The 16897-nt window shown below is 57.7% G+C and carries 13 protein-coding genes and 1 pseudogene; 2 read left to right on the forward strand and 12 right to left on the reverse strand.

Annotated elements, in window-relative coordinates; all coding sequences use genetic code 11:
* The first annotated feature begins 47 nt into the window (after nt 1-47).
* Entirely contained in the window at nt 48-272 is a 225-nt protein-coding gene (locus tag LOY55_RS16130) for a YgdI/YgdR family lipoprotein (RefSeq protein WP_046033166.1), read from the forward strand.
* A 36-nt stretch (nt 273-308) separates the two neighbouring features.
* Here LOY55_RS16130 and LOY55_RS16135 read toward each other — a convergent pair whose 3' ends face one another.
* From LOY55_RS16135 to LOY55_RS16185, 11 genes and pseudogenes are all read right to left on the reverse strand, one after another.
* On the reverse strand, nt 309-2162 hold the full coding sequence (locus LOY55_RS16135) for a polyurethanase (protein ID WP_109786934.1): 1854 nt from the start codon (nt 2160-2162) through the stop codon (nt 309-311).
* A 169-nt stretch (nt 2163-2331) separates the two neighbouring features.
* Nucleotides 2332-3696: a TolC family outer membrane protein gene (locus LOY55_RS16140; protein WP_046033164.1), complete on the reverse strand. Its 1365-nt coding sequence runs from the start codon at nt 3694-3696 to the stop codon at nt 2332-2334.
* Nucleotides 3697-3698: 2 nt separating this feature from the next.
* On the reverse strand, nt 3699-5048 hold the full coding sequence (locus LOY55_RS16145; RefSeq protein ID WP_109786935.1) for an HlyD family type I secretion periplasmic adaptor subunit: 1350 nt from the start codon (nt 5046-5048) through the stop codon (nt 3699-3701).
* A complete protein-coding gene (locus LOY55_RS16150; RefSeq protein ID WP_258665738.1) occupies nt 5045-6820 on the reverse strand; it encodes a type I secretion system permease/ATPase in 1776 nt (591 codons plus the stop codon). The genes LOY55_RS16145 and LOY55_RS16150 overlap by 4 nt, the downstream gene beginning before the upstream one ends.
* 212 nt (nt 6821-7032) lie before the next feature.
* On the reverse strand, nt 7033-7455 hold the full coding sequence (locus LOY55_RS16155; protein ID WP_223525552.1) for an AprI/Inh family metalloprotease inhibitor: 423 nt from the start codon (nt 7453-7455) through the stop codon (nt 7033-7035).
* 79 nt (nt 7456-7534) lie between these two features.
* Nucleotides 7535-8992, reverse strand: a complete 1458-nt coding sequence (locus LOY55_RS16160) for a serralysin family metalloprotease (protein ID WP_223525551.1) — start codon at nt 8990-8992, stop codon at nt 7535-7537.
* Between the two features lie 473 nt (nt 8993-9465).
* Nucleotides 9466-9923: pseudogene (locus LOY55_RS16165) on the reverse strand (REP-associated tyrosine transposase).
* Nucleotides 9924-10014: 91 nt separating this feature from the next.
* Nucleotides 10015-11100, reverse strand: a complete 1086-nt coding sequence (locus LOY55_RS16170) for a polyamine ABC transporter substrate-binding protein (RefSeq protein ID WP_046033158.1) — start codon at nt 11098-11100, stop codon at nt 10015-10017.
* 47 nt (nt 11101-11147) lie between these two features.
* Complete coding sequence (locus LOY55_RS16175; RefSeq protein ID WP_046033157.1) at nt 11148-11489, reverse strand: cupin domain-containing protein; 342 nt, start codon at nt 11487-11489, stop codon at nt 11148-11150.
* 30 nt (nt 11490-11519) lie between these two features.
* Nucleotides 11520-12923 (reverse strand): FAD-binding oxidoreductase, encoded by a 1404-nt coding sequence (locus LOY55_RS16180; protein ID WP_223525549.1) that lies wholly within the window; start codon nt 12921-12923, stop codon nt 11520-11522.
* A gap of 50 nt (nt 12924-12973) precedes the next feature.
* The gene (locus tag LOY55_RS16185) at nt 12974-13789 is read right to left on the reverse strand and encodes an AraC family transcriptional regulator (RefSeq protein ID WP_109786941.1); all 816 of its coding nucleotides are present in this window, start codon (nt 13787-13789) and stop codon (nt 12974-12976) included.
* A gap of 254 nt (nt 13790-14043) precedes the next feature.
* Here LOY55_RS16185 and LOY55_RS16190 point away from each other — a divergent pair, with 254 nt between their 5' ends.
* Nucleotides 14044-14319, forward strand: a complete 276-nt coding sequence (locus tag LOY55_RS16190) for a DUF1652 domain-containing protein (RefSeq protein ID WP_027923219.1) — start codon at nt 14044-14046, stop codon at nt 14317-14319.
* 60 nt (nt 14320-14379) lie between these two features.
* Here the strand turns inward: LOY55_RS16190 and LOY55_RS16195 are convergent, their stop codons facing one another.
* A complete protein-coding gene (locus tag LOY55_RS16195; protein ID WP_258665742.1) occupies nt 14380-16854 on the reverse strand; it encodes a UvrD-helicase domain-containing protein in 2475 nt (824 codons plus the stop codon).
* Between the last annotated feature and the right edge of the window lie 43 nt (nt 16855-16897).

Genomic DNA, 16897 nt, shown 5'->3' on the forward strand with positions numbered 1-16897 from the left:
TGGCACCAACCGACATAGAGGTTTTTTCAGCATTGCATGAGGTGAACATGAACATCAAAACCCTGGGTCTACCGCTGGCCGCAGCAGCCTTGTTAGCCCTGGCCGGCTGCTCGACACCGACGGTCGTGACCCTGCAAAACGGCACTCAGTATTTGACCAAGGACATGCCGAAAACCAAGACCAAAGACGGATTCTACGAATTTGAAGATATTTCCGGCACCAAAATCAAGGTCAACTCCAAGGATGTGGCCACGGTGCGCCCGGAAGACTGAGGACCGCGAAGGGGGCCTTACCGGCCCCCAACACTGTCAGGCAATCACAATCCCCGAACCGGACAAACTGTCCAGTCCAACCCCCACCAACGTCACCGAATCCCCACCCAATGTCAGCACCGTGTCATGCCCGACGGTGGTGGCATGTGCCCGAAAATCATCGGTGGGCGCCACGCCCTGAACCCCGAGAAACACCAGTTTGTCGTTTGCCTGATAGCCCACGACCCGGTCCTGGCCAAAGGCGCCACTGAACAGGAACGTATCGACCCCGCCTCCCGACTCCATCAGGTCATTCCCCGCCCCGCCAACAAAGACATCGTTGCCTTTGCCTCCGATCAGTTGATCGTTACCGTCCAGGCCAAACAACCAATCGCCCGTGGCCTGCGCCTTGAGCGTATCGGCCCCGGCGCCACCCTTCACCGATGAGGCGTATGCGGTCACGTTGTTGCCGGTCACTAGCCCGTTGGCCGTCACGCTGTGGGTCACATCGTCCTTGAACAGCCCCCACAGGAATCCCGGTTCCTTGCTGACAATGCTGCCGATGTCGCGGGTAATGCTGATGCCGCCATTGGCATCGCGAAGGTATAAGGTGCCAGCGCCGTCATTGGCAAACTCGACGGTCTTCGACGACGCCTGCAACTCCAGCACATTATTGCCCTTGCCGCCCAACAGGATGTTGTAGCCGCCACCATCGCGGAAGGTGTCGTTACCGTCGCGGCCCTCCAGGTAGTCGGTGCCTTGCCCGCCCTGAATCAGGTCGTTGGCGTCGCTGCCGATGATGAACGTGCTGCCCTTGTGGGTTTCGGCAATGCGGTTGAGGTCCTGAACCCAGGTATTGGCGCGCGCCGGGTCCGACAGGTTGGCGACGATGATCGTCGAGTCTTTGCTGGTGAGGTCGTAGAACTTCGATTCAATCACCCGGTTCATGCCGTCGCCGTAAGCGGTGGGCAAATGCGAGATCCAGGTCGGGATGTTGAGAATGGAATACGGCAGCACATTCCACGCTGTCGACGCGTAGTGATCGTTGAAGCTGACGATGTTGTCGGTCGCCGACTCCTTGGCGGCATCGTGCACACCCACCGACGACAGGTTGAACGTTGAACCGTCGAGGGCCCGGAACACAGGATCGTTTTCATAGCCGACGTTGAGTACTTTGTCGGTGCCACTTTGAGTCGGCGACGCGTAGGCGATGTAGTTGGAGTCCGAGAAAAACCCGCCCCACTTATCCGTGCTCAAGTCCGCCAGGCTGTTGACCGCCAAGCCGCCGAGGCTATGGCCGCTGACCACGATGTTTTTACCCGACAGGCCATTGGCCTGGGCGAACGCCGCCACGTCGCCGAGCAGGTTGCCGAAGGCTTCGCCGACGTAGTTTTTTGCATAATCCTTGGGGCCCAACGCCGCCAGCAGATCGTTGATCACGTCACCAATGGAATCGCTGATCAGGGTTTCTCGTGGGCCGCTGGTGCCGCGAAAGGCGATGCCGATTTCGGTCAAGTGTCCCTGAGTATCGTACTTGCCGAGGATCTCGACTTGCGCACTGGTGTAACCGGCCTTTTCGCCGAAGAACGTTCCGCGAGCGTCAACCTTGCCGTCATAGCCCAACTGCGTGGCGGTGATCGGTGTCCAGCCGGCTTTTTGCACCGCGTCCAGTGCGGCTTTTTCCGAATCCGGGTTCCAGGGAATGCCGGGGATGACGCCCTGTGAATCGGTGCCGCCCAGCAACGCGGTGACCAATGTCGCGGGCAAACCCAGGCCGAAACCGTTGTGCTGATAGCCGGTGGCAAAGCCGTTGTCGAGGTTGTGATAGGAATACAACGTGATGGCCATGGCGTCGGTGAACAACGCCTTGGAGTCTGCCGTGTTGAAGTTTTTGTAGTCGTACACACCCATTGGTATTGCCTCTCTTTTGTTGGAATTGTCAGAGATGGCTCACAACCAGGACGCCTCGATCACGAAGCGCCCCGGAGCCTTTAGTGCATGCAGCCTTTACGCAAACGTGATGCCTGGCGCCGACAGGTTTCAGCCCGACGCAGGCTACGCCAGCGGCTACAGGTTCAACTCATTGGGTTGTCGGACCTTGGCCGAACGCCTCGTCTACCTTGGCCAGATCCTGTTCGCTCAAGGTCCCCGCGTAGTAATGCAACTTGGTCCAGGCCATCAAGTAGTCATAGCGTGTCTGAGCCAAATCCCGGCGAGTGGTAAAGAGTTGTTGTTCTGCGTTCAGCGCATCCAGGTTGACGCGCTCGCCACCCAGGATGCTTTGCTTGGTCGACACCACCAGCGCTTCGGCAGACACCAGGGCTTTTTGATAGGCGCGCAGCTTGTTGACGCCCGACAGGCAGGCGCTGAACTGTCGGCGCAGCTGGATCATGGTTTCCCGGGTCTTGCCATCCAGTTCGTACTCGGCCTGTTCCATGTTGCGACTGGCCTGGCGGGTGGACGCCGATACCCCGCCACCGGCATACAGCGGCACGTTGACTTCGATGCCGATGGTGTTGGTGTCGTAACGCTGGTTATAGGTGTTGCCGCTTTCCGATTCGTTCTGGCGCGCCGAGGCATAGGCACTGACTTTGGGCAGGTGGCCCGCGCGGTTGCGTTCCACTTCATAACGCGCCACTTCCACGGCCTGACGCTGGGAGGCCAGGCTCGGGTTATTGGCCACCGCCATTTCGTGCCAGGTGTCGTAGTTGGCCGGTTGCAGGATGAAGGTCTGGAAGTGCTGGTCCAGCGGCGCCAGGTCGGCGATGTCGATCGTCGGGACGCCAATCAGCGCACCCAGCTCACGCAAGGACGCATCCTGCTCGTTGCGTGCCTCGATTTCTTCAGCGGTCGCCAGTTCGTAACGGGACTCCGACTCAAGCGTATCGGTGCGCGTGCCCTCGCCCTGGCGGAACATCTGCTCGTTCTGCTGGAACTGCTGCTCGTAGGCCTTTTTCCGCGCCTGCGCAATGTCGATCTGATCCTGGGCAAACAGTGCCTTGGTGTAGTTCTCCAACACCCGCACCAACAGCTCCTGGCTCTTGCCGCGAAAGGCCTCATCGGCAAACAACGACTGCGCCACGCCTTTGCGATACGCCGCGTAAGCTTCGTAATCGAGCAAGGGTTGTTGCAGGGTCAAGGTCGAGCCGTAACTGCTGTAATTGCGGTCATCGGTCTGATTTTGCCGACGCTCATCAAGGTAGGTGACCTTGGAGGTGTTGCGTCCCTTGTTGTAGTTGTAAGCCAGCTTTGGCAGCAGGCCAGCACGGCCAATAAGGCGGTTTTCAAGGCCCGCATCGCGTTCCTTGATCGCGCCAAGGAACACCGGGTCATTGCGCAACGCTTGTTCGTAGATAGCGAACGGCCCCATGGCCATCACACTGTTGCACGTCAGCAACACCAGGGTTGCCGCGAGCAGGGAAAGCTTATTCATACAGCCGAACATCCTTATTCCTCGGTCAACGCGGAACCTGCCCGGTCGAGCAGCGGTTTGAACAGATAGTTGAGGAGTGAACGTTCACCAGTCCGCACGAACATTTCCGCCGGCATGCCCGGCTTGATCACCAGCCCGTTGAGTTTTTCCATGGCCTGGTCGCTGACGCTGCTGCGCAACACGTAGTACGGCGCGCCGGTTTTCTCGTCGACCATTTGGTCGGCGGAAATCAGGCTGACCTCGCCGGGTACCCGTGGCGTGCGGCTTTGGTTGAAGGCGGTGAAGAGAATGTCCACCGGCAAATGGGTGCCAACCTTGTCGATCAGGTTGATCGGCAAGTGCCCTTCCACTTCCAGGCGGGTGCCCTGCGGCACGATTTCCAGCAAGATTTCACCCTGGCGCACCACGGCGCCCTCGGTATGCACCCCGAGGTTGACCGCGATGCCATCGGCGGTCGCGATGATCTCGCTGTGTTGCAGGTTGAACCCGGCAGAGGTCAGTTGCTCCTTGAGGGTCACACTCTTGAGTTGCGCGTCGGCCAGTTGGGTGCGGACTTCTTTCTGATACTCCTCGATGTGCTGTTGCAGCTTGAGTTTCGCTTCGAGGATGCCCTGCTCCACGCGACCGCTTTCGCCGGTGTTTTCGGCCAATTGTTGCTGCACCTGCGACAGCTGACGCTGGTATTCCAGTAGACGGTTACGCGGGATGTAGCCGTTGTCCGCCAGGGGCTGAAGGTTGCTCAGTTGTTGTTGCAACGAGTTGGCCTGGGCCGTCAGGTCGGTGCGGGCACGGCGCATGCCGGCCAACTGCGCGCTGGCGCCTTCCATGTTGGCACGCAACCCGCCCTGCTCGCGGAAATAGGCTTCGCGGCGGCTGCTGAACAATTGCCGCTGACCTTCGAGCACCAATGCCAATCGAGGATCGGCATCCTTGATCAGTTCCGCCGGGAAGTTCACTTGCTTGAGGTTGTCCCGTTCACTTTCCCAGCGCGCAACGCTGGCCCAGGCCATGCGGTATTGCGCCTGCAACGAATCGACATCGGCCGCGACCTGGGTCTGGTCGAGCTGGAACAGCGGCTGGCCCAGCTTCACCACTTGCCCCTCGCGCACCAGAATCCGGCTGACCACACCGGGACTCATCGATTGCACGGCTTTGCGCTTGCCAGACACCACAACGGTGCCCTGCACTGCAATGCCCTGATCAAGTGGGGCGAGGCTGGCCCAAGTGAAGAAACTGCCGGCACCGACGATGGCCAGCATCCAGCCCATGCGGGCAAAAAAACGCGCATCACGCTCGGGACGTTCAGTGAGGTAATCGTGTTCCATCGTCGCTTCGCTTTCGGTGTTCATGCGTGCGCTGCTCATACACCCGAATTCCTTGTCGTGGGCTGATACTGCCGGCTCATGCTGAGCCCGCCCGCTGCTTGCGGCGCTTTCTCACGTTGTTGATCCTGAGCACCGGAGAGGGCCTTGAGCACGTCCTGGCTTGGCCCAAATGCCTGCAATCGCCCCTCATTGAGCACCAGCAATTTGTCAGCCTGGGCCAATGCCGAAGAACGGTGAGTGACCAGAATCACACTGGTGCCCTGAGCTTTCATTTGCGCAATGGCGCCGGCCAGCGCGGCTTCGCCCACGGTATCGAGGTTGGAATTAGGCTCGTCCAACACCACCAGGCTCGGCTTGCCGTACAACGCACGGGCCAGTGCCACACGTTGTTTCTGGCCACCGGACAAGCCGCCGCCGTCTTCACCCAGCACCGTGTCGTAGCCCTGCGGCATGCGCAGGATCAGTTCATGGACCCCCGCCTGCTGTGCAGCTTCGACGACCTTTTGTGGATCGGTTTCACGAAACCGGGCGATGTTTTCAGCAATGCTGCCGCTGAACAATTCGATGTCTTGCGGCAAATAACCGATATAGGGGCCCAGGTCATCGCGGTTCCAGCGATGAATGTCCGCGCCGTCCAGTCGAACCGTGCCGCCAAGGGTTGGCCAGACGCCGACGAGCACTCGGGCCAATGTCGATTTGCCTGAGCCGGAGGCGCCGAGCACGCCCATCACCTCCCCGGCACCCAGGTTGAAGTTGACCATGTGCAGCGTTGCCGCACGTTGCCCAGGTGGGCCAGCGCTGACCTGCTCGAAAGTGATCTGCCCTTTTGGCGCGGGCAGCGTCATCGCCTCGTCCGTCGGTGGGAAGGCTTGCAGCAATGCATCAAGACGGCGGTAGGCGAGCTTGGCACCGCTCCACTGTTTCCATACGGCAATCAACTGATCGATGGGGCTCAGGACGCGGCCCATCAGAATCGAACCGGCAATCATCATCCCGGCCGTCATGTCGCCTTTGATGACCAGCAAGGCGCCAAGGCCCAGAACCAGAGATTGCAGACACAGGCGCAAGGTCTTGCTCAGGGAACTGATGACGGCACCGATGTCGCTGGCCTGGTTCTGCAAGCTGAGAAAGCGCGAATGCACCTGGAACCAGCGTTTGCGCAACACGCCGAGCATGCCCATCGCCTGGATGGTTTCAGCGTTGTGCAGGTGACTCGTCGCCAATTGGCTGGATTTCTGGGAAAAACCGGCAGCCTCACCCAATGGCTTCTTGGTCATCATTTCGTTGAGGCAGGCAAGGCCAATCAGCACCAGCGCCCCTACCGTTGCAAACACACCGAGCCAGACGTTGAACAGGTAGATCACGAACAGATAGACCGGAAACCAGGGTGCGTCGAAGAAGGCAAACAGCGCAGGACCGGTGACAAACTGACGAATGTGCGTCAGGTCCCCCAGGGACTGCCCGGCATTGCCCTCGCCTTTAAACAGGTTGCGCTCGAACGCAGCCTGATAAACCCGCAGGTTGAAACGTCGCTCCAGTTGGCTGCCAATGCGGATCACGATAAAGCTGCGAATGATCTCCAACAGCCCGATGAACGCAAAGAAACCGACGACCATCAGCGACAACATGGCCAAGGTCGTTTCGTTTTGCGAAGACAACACTCGGTCATAGACTTGCAGCATATAGATGGACGGGACCAGCATCAGCACATTGATCAATGCGGTAAAACAACCGACGCTGATCAAGATGCTTTTATAGTCGCCCAACGCCTTGAACAACGGTGGGGTGGCTGGGGCCTTAGCCATCTTCATTGATTTTTCCTGAGATGATATTCATCGCCCTGTTTTGGCGAGGTTTCAATTAACTGTTTGTTCGCAGTTCCAGACATTCTTTGTCAGTTAACGCTTACAAATTAACAACCCGTTTTCCATACTCGACAATGAGTCAGCGTATTGATCTGTCACTTATAACTTCAATGCCGGGGTTTATATTTAAATTTGCACCGGCCTGTCACTTTATTTGCTTAATCCGTGGGGCGCTTGAGCGTGATGATCAGACCTGACTTCAAATTACCTTGATAAAACCCATCATGCTGTCGGCTGAAAAAGAAAATTCTTGAGCCTTCTTTGCCGGTAATCGCGATACCGTCTGGCTCGGGGAACCAGCCGGTTGCTGGTTCTGTCAGCCAGGCACCGAGGCACTCGGCACCCTCGCCCAGCGTCTGGGTGGATTGAAGGTCAACAAGGCAAACATTCGATGGTTTGTCCTGCATTGCCAACGACTCGGACGAACCTTGTGTGGCGATCAAGGTGGCTTGCCATTGTCCGTCGAGTTCAGAGGGGTCCGCTAATTTCAGGCTGCTGGCCATGGTTGTATCTCCAGGAAACATTATCAGCGTTGCCAATAGCCACGCGGTCATTGTGCAGATCAAGGCGTTAGTGGACATCCGACGATTCACTCCCGCGTGCTTCGAGGCAAGGACAGAGCGCGGCCCATCAAGCACCGCGCTCCTTGTTAGCCCTGAATCAAGCCACGATGTCCGAGAACGCGGCCTGGCCTACGGTGCTGACCAGGAAATCAGCCACACCATGCCCGGAGAAGTCCACCGACAACAGGCTATTGGCGCCCGAGGTGGTCAATACGGCATCGCCGACCGCACCGGTGAACGCGCTCACGAAGTGCAGGCCTGCGCCTTTGGTAATGCCGGTCAGGTCGATCTTGTCCAGGCCGCTGACAAAGTCGAGGATCTGGTCGGCCACGCCTGGCTTGGAGTCGCTGCTGGCAGCGAACACAAAAGTGTCCGAACCCGTACCGCCCCATAGCTTGTCAGCACCACCCGCGCCGAAGAGGATGTCGTTGCCGGCACCGCCCTTCAATTCGTTGGAGGCACCGTTACCGATCAACAGATCGCTGCCCGAACCGCCGATCGCATTCTCGATGACTGCACCCTTGGCAATGGAAACGTTGCCGACCAGGCCACCGACGTCGGAGAACGAAGCCTCATTGAGGTTGATCTTCTGGTTTTGGGTGAAACCCGAGAAGTCCAGGGTGTCCTTGCCGCCTGCGTCCCACACCGAGAACACGACCTTGTCCGACGACGAAGACGCACTGAGGAAGTCGCGACCGGTGTTGGAGTTGAAGCCGTAGGTCGTGTCGCCGGTACGGGTGCTCGTATTGGCACCGTAGAGTTTCTGGATGGCGGCAATATCGTCCATCAGCGGGCCGGACGCATACGCTTCGACGCCGCCCTTGCTGAAGTTCTGGTCGGTATTGCTTTCGCTCCAGTAACTCATGACGCTGTAACCGCGGGTGTCTTGCCCGTAAGTGGCGTCATTGTAAGTCGGTGCGCCTTCGCCAGCGTTGTAGTCACCAGGATGCGCCAGGCCCAAGGTGTGCCCGATCTCGTGGGTCAGCGTTTGACGGCCGTAATTGTTCAGGTCCGGCGTCTTGTTCGGCGTGTAGCTGCTGTTGGTCAGGTACCAGGACGTACCGTCATAACCTGCGCCCGTGCCCGGCAGATAGGCAAATGCCGCGGCGCCATCCTGGCCACCGCTGTAGTTGCCGAAGGTCATATGACCGTCACCGCCCGTGGACTTCTCGGTGAAGGTCACGTTGGCCACATCGGCCCAGGATTGCATGGCAAGCACGGCCTGGGCTTTTTGTTGGCTGCTGAACTGACTGAAGCCGGTAATTCCGTGCTTGTTCATGGTGCTCGACGATGCCGAGGTCAGGAACGTGTAGGTCAGTTCGATTTTGCCGCTGCCGTCCTTATCCTGGTAGGCAGCTCCGTCGCGCAGTAACTGGGTGGCGGCCTGATCGACGGAGTAGGACGGTTTGCCATTGACCGTGAGACTGCCGCCTCGGTCATATTCATGGCTGAAACTGTCGATCTGGTTATACGCTGAACTGGGTGCAGCCAATGCTTGCGAGGATGCAGAGGCCTGTTCGGCATGATCAATAGCGCTGGTTTTTACATTCGACATAAACACACTTCCTTGTTTAGCTATGGAACAGTTTTTGTCAGATAGCGACAATCCCTGGCGAGATCGTCCTATCACTCGCCCAATGAAGGCGAAAGAAAACTGACACAATTTGAAATCAAACGTCTAGTGTTTTTTTGACGCCAAATTGTTCTGTTCCGGCATATGCCCGTAAACAATGCGTGCGCTGGCTAAAGATTGTTTTGCATCTGTGCGTTTGCGCAAATCGTCTGACAATTCGCTATTTAAATATTAAATATAAGTAAGTTTTTTTGTCGAAGGCGCCTCGATCTTCTGGACTTATTAATATAAGTGCCAGTGCGTTGATATCAGTTAAATTTGTGTTGGATTTGAGAATTTACGACTGCTGCGCAGCCGGACGCAGCCTTCGGCAGCTGCTACAGAGTTCATGTACACCGCAATCCTTGTAGCAGCTGGCGCAGCCTGCGTCCGGCTGCGCAGCAGTCGTCAGATACTCACACCCAACACGCATCCCACAGCGGATAATTATGAACCCGTGTCACCAGTCCCGCTCGTATCGGGTTAGCCACGACATACCGAGCAAGCGCCTTCACATCCTCCTCTCGCCTCACAGCACGATCGTGATACCCCTTCTGCCACAGGCGCCCTCTGCGCCCTAATGCCTGATTAATGGCCAGGCTACTGCGTGACTTGATTCGACACATCAACTCAGCCAGAGATTTATCGCGCAGTTGCACCAGGCAATGCATATGATCCGGCATCACCACCCACGCCCAAAATTCCCCCAGCCCTCTTCCTGTGCCAAACGCAATTGCTGGACAACCAACCTTCCCAAACGCCAATCAACAAAAAACGGCTGCCGCTGGTGAACGACAACCGTCAATAAGTAAATGCGCCCAGATTCGGAAAAACGCCCAATGCGCAAATGACCCGCTTTTGAATCGAATGGCATTCCATTGCCCCCTGATCAATTGAAAGGAGGCCTGGAATCTACCGTGTTGCCAACCGAGTCACTGCGGGCAATGACTACAAAACATGAACCCTCAACTCCCCGTCCGAATCTTGTTCCACACGCGCGTGCGAACCCGGTCAATGTTCAGCGGCATCGCCTCCAGCGCGAACAGCTTGCCCATCATCTCGGGGCTCGGATAAATCTTGGTGTCGTTCTTGATTGTCGGCTCGATCAGCTTGTCGGCCTGTTCGTTGCCGTTGGCGTAGTGCACGTAATTGCTGACATCGGCCATGACGTCCGGGCGCAGCAGGTAATTCATGAAGGCGTAGCCAGCTTTCTCGTCAGGCGCGTCGACGGGCATCGCGACCATGTCGAACCAGATGGCGGCGCCCTCCTTGGGAATGGAGTAGCCGATGTCGATGCCATTCTTGGCCTCCTTGGCGCGATTCTCCGCTTGCAGGATGTCGCCGGAGAAACCGACGGCCACGCAGATGTCACCGTTGGCGAGGTCGCTGGTGTACTTGGACGAATGGAAATAGCTGACATACGGCCGAACTTTCAGCAGCAGTGCTTCGGCCTTTTTATAGTCTTCCGGATTTTTACTGTGGGGTGGCAACCCCAGGTAATTCAGCGCCGCAGGCAACAGTTCCGGGCCGTTGTCGAGGATGGCGACGCCGCACTTTTGCAGCTTTTTCATGTTCTCGGGTTTGAAGATCAGGTCCCAGGAATCGACCGGCGCGTTGTCGCCCAGCGCAGCCTTGACCTTGGCGATGTTGTAGCCGATACCCGTGCTGCCCCATAGGTACGGGAAACCGTGCTCGTTACCCGGATCGTTGGTTTGCAAGGCCTTGAGTAGCACCGGATTGAGGTTCTGCCAGTTTGGCAACTGGCTCTTGTCGAGCTTCTTCAGCGCTCCCCCCTCAATCTGCCGCGCCATGAAGTGGTTGGACGGAAACACCACGTCATACCCGGATTTACCGGTCATCAGTTTACCGTCGAGGGTTTCGTTGCTGTCATAGACGTCATAGGTGAAGGCGATGCCGGTCTCTTTCTGGAAATTTTTTGTGGTGTCCGGGGCGATGTAGTCCGACCAGTTGTAGATTTTAACCGTCTCGGCCGCCTGGCTGAGGGTTGCGACGAGTGCAAGTGGCGCCAGTGTCAGTGTCTTTCGGATCATGAGTCGATTCCTGTAGGGGCTTTTGTTATTGGCAGGCAATCAGAAGATCAAAAAATCAAAACGTAGGTCTTGCGCACGGTTTCCTGGATATCCCAGATACCGAGACTGTTGGCTGGCAACATCAATGCATCGCCAGCTTCTATGTGCAGGGTTTCACCGTCGTCCGGGGTGAAAGTGCAGCGCCCCTGGATGAAGTGACAGAACTCCTGGGCAACGATTTGTCGGCGCCAGCGTCCGGGCGTGCATTCCCAGACCCCGGTTTCGACGCCGTCGTCGCGTTCGACGCTGGTGGTCGAGGCCACCGCCACGGGGGTCCCCAGTGGCACAGCGACCGGATTGGATTCTTCCAGCTGCAAGGTGGCGGTGTTCTTGAACTGCGTAATGCTCATGGGCGTACCTGTCTAGGGAGAAAGCGCTGTTTACTGCATGAAGCCTTCCATGAACCCCGCGACCCCGCTGGCCAGCTTGCGGCGCCAGGGTGCGGTAGCCGGGTTGGCCAGGGTCTGGTCTTCGTGGACAAAGCTGCGGATGATCGCGTTGTAACCGAGCCAGCGGCAGGGTTCCGGCTCCCAGGCCTTGAGTGTGTCGAGCCCACCCGGCATGACCCAAGGCTGGTGTACCAACTCGGTATCGCGCTCAAGAATCAGATCAGCAAGGGTACGTCCGCCCAGGTTGCTGGCACCGACACCCTCCCCGCCATAACCACCGGACAAGGCAATGCCAATGGCGTGATCACACAACATGTGCGGTTTGAAGCGCCGCGACATGCCAAGGTTGCCGCCCCAGGCGTGGGTAATCCGTGTGTTCTTCATCTGAGGGAAGAGCTCGCCGAACAGATAGCGCCGTAGCTCCACTTCGTGGGTTGTCAGGTCAAAGTCGTGGCGTAATTTGCCGGCGAATTGGTACCCGCCCCTCGCACCAAATACCAAGCGGTTGTCGGCAGTACGCTGGCCATAGGTCACCTGGCGGCTGCTCTCGCTGAACGCCTGGCCTTGATTCAGACCGATTTCGTCCCAGACCGCAGCCGACAGCGGCTCCGTGGCAACGATCAGGCTTTGCACCGGCAGTTGATACCGACCCAGCGGCGGCAAGGTGGTTGCGTAGCCTTCTACTGCCGGGACAATCCAGCGGCTGCGAACTTGTGCCTTGGCCGTGTGCAAACTCCCCGACTGCCACTGCGTGACCGGGCTGTTTTCATAGATCTTGACCCCCATGTTTTCCACCGTCCGAGCCAAACCTCGCACCAACTTTGCCGGATGGAGGGTCGCGACGTGCGGTGCATAGATACCGCCATAGGGCTTCGCAATTCTGATCTGTTGCGCCAGTTGCTCGGGACTGAGCCAGCGGTAATCACTTTCGGTCAGGCCCTGGCGGTAAAGGTCGTCCAGATAGCGGCGCAGGCTGACTTCCTGCTCGGGGTAACGTGCGGCGCAGTAAAGCACCCCACCTTTGCGGTAATCGCAGGCGATGCCCTCACGTTCAATGACGACTTCCACTTCATCAGGAATGGCGTGCAGCAGGTCGAATGACGCGCGGCGTTGTTCCGGGGACAAGTCGGCTAGCAAGCGGTCCTCACCCAGGATATTGCCCATCAACCAGCCGCCATTACGGCCCGAGGCGCCAAAACCGGCGGTTTGTGCTTCGACAATAGCGATGTCCAGGCCCGGTGCCAGACGCTTGAGGTAATACGCCGTCCAGAGCCCGGTATAGCCGGCGCCGATGATTGCGACGTCGACGTCCAGGTCGTGCTCCAGCGCCGGACGAGCCAGTAACGGCTCGTCGAGCTGATCCATCCATAAACTGATAGTGCGCCACGCCGACATGCAAGACTCCGCCACTCAAACTTCGATGGCGTCGATCCTAGTGCGTGGGCTCAGGGACTGTCTTGCGCGCGTGCACGCAAAGAAATTTGTTTTGCATAGGCCTTGGGGGACAGACCGGTGTGCTGGCGAAAACAGTTGTAGAACGCCGACAGCGAATTGAAACCCGCGGCAAACGCCAGCTCGTCGATACGCAATGGCGGCGTGGCAGCGTCCAGTGCGCTGAGCAGATGTTGCAAGCGCGCCTGGTTAACGTAGCGATAGAAGCTCTGGCCCAGCACCTGATTCAGCAAGTAGGAAATCTGGTTGCGACTGTAGCCACACTCCTTCGCTACCCGTTGCAGGTCGAGCTCGGGGTCCAGGTAAGGTTGCTGACGCTGGAAATACTGCTGCAAGTCATCGGCCATGAAACTCAATTGTCTCGGCGACAACCCCAGACGACTGACGGCCGGGCGCAGCGCCTTGCTCGCCTTGTTGTCTGCCTGCTCGTGGACCAGCGTGGCGTATTCGTTGACCCGCCAAATCAAGCCATCACGTACCGTGATTGCCTCGCTGGTGTGGAAGGACACCAGCCCCTCACCGCCACGCAAGGTCATCCGGTACTGAATAAACGCGGTGTTACCGTCGAGGCGAATCCGGTCCGAATGTTCCAGCGCTTCGCCCGGGTTGCGAGGCATGCTGACGCGCACGTACTCACGCAGTTCATCGAGCCCCATCACGCGATTCTGGAAAAAGTCGTGGTACTGGATCTCGGGGTGATAAAGCGCCATCACGCCATCCAGATCGCGGTGCTTCCAGCACAAGTGGTAGCGCATGACCGTCTCGCCCGTGACCCGGGTCTGCTGCGGCCCATCATCATCGGTGTGCATAAAAAACCCAGGGCGAAAACGCCGAGCTTGCCCAAGTTCGGCGAAGGCTTCAATGGCTGCAAAAATGCCCTGCGAAAACCCAGCGTGACACCCTTACAAAAAAATCGACGAACCGCTCAATGGAACCGAAAAAAATCACATCGTTTTCACATACCGGTGCTAATTTTAAATGCAGTCACCGGTTGAGCCATTGAAGGCTCTACCCCTCCTAAACTGAGCTAAAGGAAGCGCTCGATGAAGAAGGCGGGCAACATATGAATAAAGGGTCTTTCAGCAAAGTCACGTTTCCAAACGCCTGCCAGCTGATGCGCTGGCATTTTCATCCCATGGGATTCGAGGCGAGCATGGACGCGCCGGGCAGCATGATTGCGCGGCTGTTTGATCGCGCCAGTGGCGAGACCATGATCGCCATTGCCGGTATTCCTTGCGCAACCGTCATGAACGCTGCGGATGTCGAGCGAATCATTGAAGCTGTCGAGGATGAACTTGAGGCGTTCATCCCACCTGTGGCCCTCAGAAGCTATGCCTGATGGCTGAACACTCAATAAAAAGCCCACGCGATGTGGGCTTTTTATTGGGTGAGATTCAGGTCACGCTGACTTCTGACCAACACGATGATCGGCAAAAAACGCTTTGCCGCTGCCGATTCGGTCGGACGCCTTGGGCATGTTCACCGCGGATGAGTCCTGCCCCTCCACATACCAGTAGCAATGACTCACTGCCCGGGTGATGCCAACGTACGCCAGCCGCAGGATTTCGTCCTTTTGCGCGCTGTCGTACGGCTCGCTGTCGCCTGCCTTGCCAAGGCCCGCCATCTGGTAAACCTGGTTCTTGTACGGTGACTGGGTCAAATGCTGACAATCGCCCAGCAAAAATACTGCGTCAGCCTGCAAGCCTTTGGCGCTGTGATAGGTGAGCTGTTTGAGTCGGCGCTCGCCATAAGGCAAGCTAGAATCAACATTAATAACCGACTGAATATGTTGTTCTATCAATAACTTATCGCTACTTTTTCGATACAACATCAAGATTGAATCACCCTGCCGGTAGTGTTCCATCAGGCGCTGTGCCATGCCCTGATCGTCTCGATCCAGAACGTTTACCGGCAACAACGCTTTGGGCTCGCCACAAGCCTTGGCTTTCTTGCCTGCGATAGCCGGCGCCGCACGGACGATATGCTCGGCAGCGTCGATGATGTATTGATGGCTGCGATAGTTGTCGCCGAGCATGACTTTGGTAGTGCCGGGTGACTGGAATTCTTTGTTGAACTCCATGAAGTACGTCGGCGAACTGCCGCGCCAGCCGTAAATGGACTGCCAGTCATCGCCGACGCACAGCAAGGATGAACGCTGCGCCCCCCGGCCAATGTGCATCGCCGGACCGCGACTGCGAATTTCCGCCAGGCTTGCGCGAATCCAGGAGACGATTTGTGGCGATACGTCCTGAAATTCGTCAATCATCAGGTGTGACAGTGGCCGCAGCAGCTCGTCACTGAGCAGTTTCAGGTTTTCTGGAGAGTGCTCACTGAACAGCGCGAACATTCGGTTGTAGGTCATCACCGGGGGCTTTTGATCGAGCAGGTGATCTTCCAGCGCCCGCCAGAATAGACTCAACGCCTCGAAGAAGAACCGGTCGGGGTCATCCTTGGCGAAACTCATCTGACCAACTGCGCCCGGAACATCCAGGCCGAGGTTTTCTATGAACCCGGCCGCCGCGACAAAACAATCCAGCAAGGGGGCTGACGCCAGCTCTCCTTTTACCTTGTAATCAAAGCCCGGCCCCGCACTGGCATCGCCTGCCAACGAGGTCAAAATGCGCTTTGATGACTCGTAACTATCAAGCCATATCAAAGGCTTACGACAGAAAGCTTGAAACAGGGTGCGCTTAACCGCCCATTCTGCACGGACCGTTAGCTTGGCATTCGGACGGCAGACCTGCGGGTTTTCCCGGGGATCGAACCCCAGCACGACCCACGCATCCAGACTCGGGATGTAACCGTGGCAATGGAACGTCGAGGCATTGATATCGAAAGTCTGGCGTTTCGGCTCAATGCCCTTGATGGGCCAGGCGCCAGCGCGAAACCACAGGTCTTCAATGGCATCACATAACTCTTCATCGCGCTTGGCGGCCAATTCGGTCACGGCCACGCGTTTTTGTACATCCGGGTGGTCGCGCTCCAGCTCCTTGAGTTGCAAGGCGTGACGGGACAACGGCTTGATTAACTCGCGAAAGCGTTCGTCAAGGGTATGCAACTGGTGATAACAGGCGTTGAGCCGCTGTCGCTGGGCATCATTGATACGCAAGTCGAACGGATTACTGTCGACCTCCTCGTCGCCGTTTTGCGCGCGATCACTGAGGTTTTCGAACGCTTGCAAACGCTCGAATCCCGGCAGACTGCGTACCATCGGCAGGATACGAGAGTGGAAAGTGCGCACCAGATTGCGCGCCTCTTTGAGGCTCAGCGCACGGTCCCACAACGCAAACAGTTCGATCAGCTTGTTAATGAAGTCTTTACGTGACTCGCGAGTGAACGTCACTACGGTCATCGAATCCAGCTCGAAACCCAGGTAGTGAGTCAGCAGCAGGATGCGCAGCACCAGCGTGGTCGATTTGCCTGCGCCCGCCCCGGCAATCACTGACGTTGACGGCGTATCGCTGAAAATCATCTTCCACTGGGCAGCGCTCGGCTGGGCATGCGATGGCATCAGACTGGCCACATCAGCCTTCATGCGCTTCTTCAGTTCAGCGCTCAATGGCAGTCGCCAATCGTCAAACAGATTGTCATCGACGTTGGGTGGCCGATGTTCGGTTGAACGCGAGTCGCGGATCAGCAACACCTGCCGGCCTTCTTCCAACCCTTCGGTCCGGCCTTCTTTGTAGCCGTAGTCGAACCCCGCGCTGTGACCGCTGCGAAAACCGTCGGCCTGCCCATGCAACCAGGAGGCGCGGTGTTGGGCGCGCAGGCGGGTCAAGCCATGACCGAAGAATCGGGCGGCCAGGCGTTTGAGCAGCGGCATCTCGGCCAAGGGACGAAGTTCGGGAGGAAGATCGGAGGTGTGTTGCGGCACGCGGGCTGACTCCAGGGTGTGAGGCTGTTGAGGGCTATGGTGT

The organism is Pseudomonas sp. B21-040 (assembly GCF_024748695.1).
Classification (GTDB): domain Bacteria; phylum Pseudomonadota; class Gammaproteobacteria; order Pseudomonadales; family Pseudomonadaceae; genus Aquipseudomonas.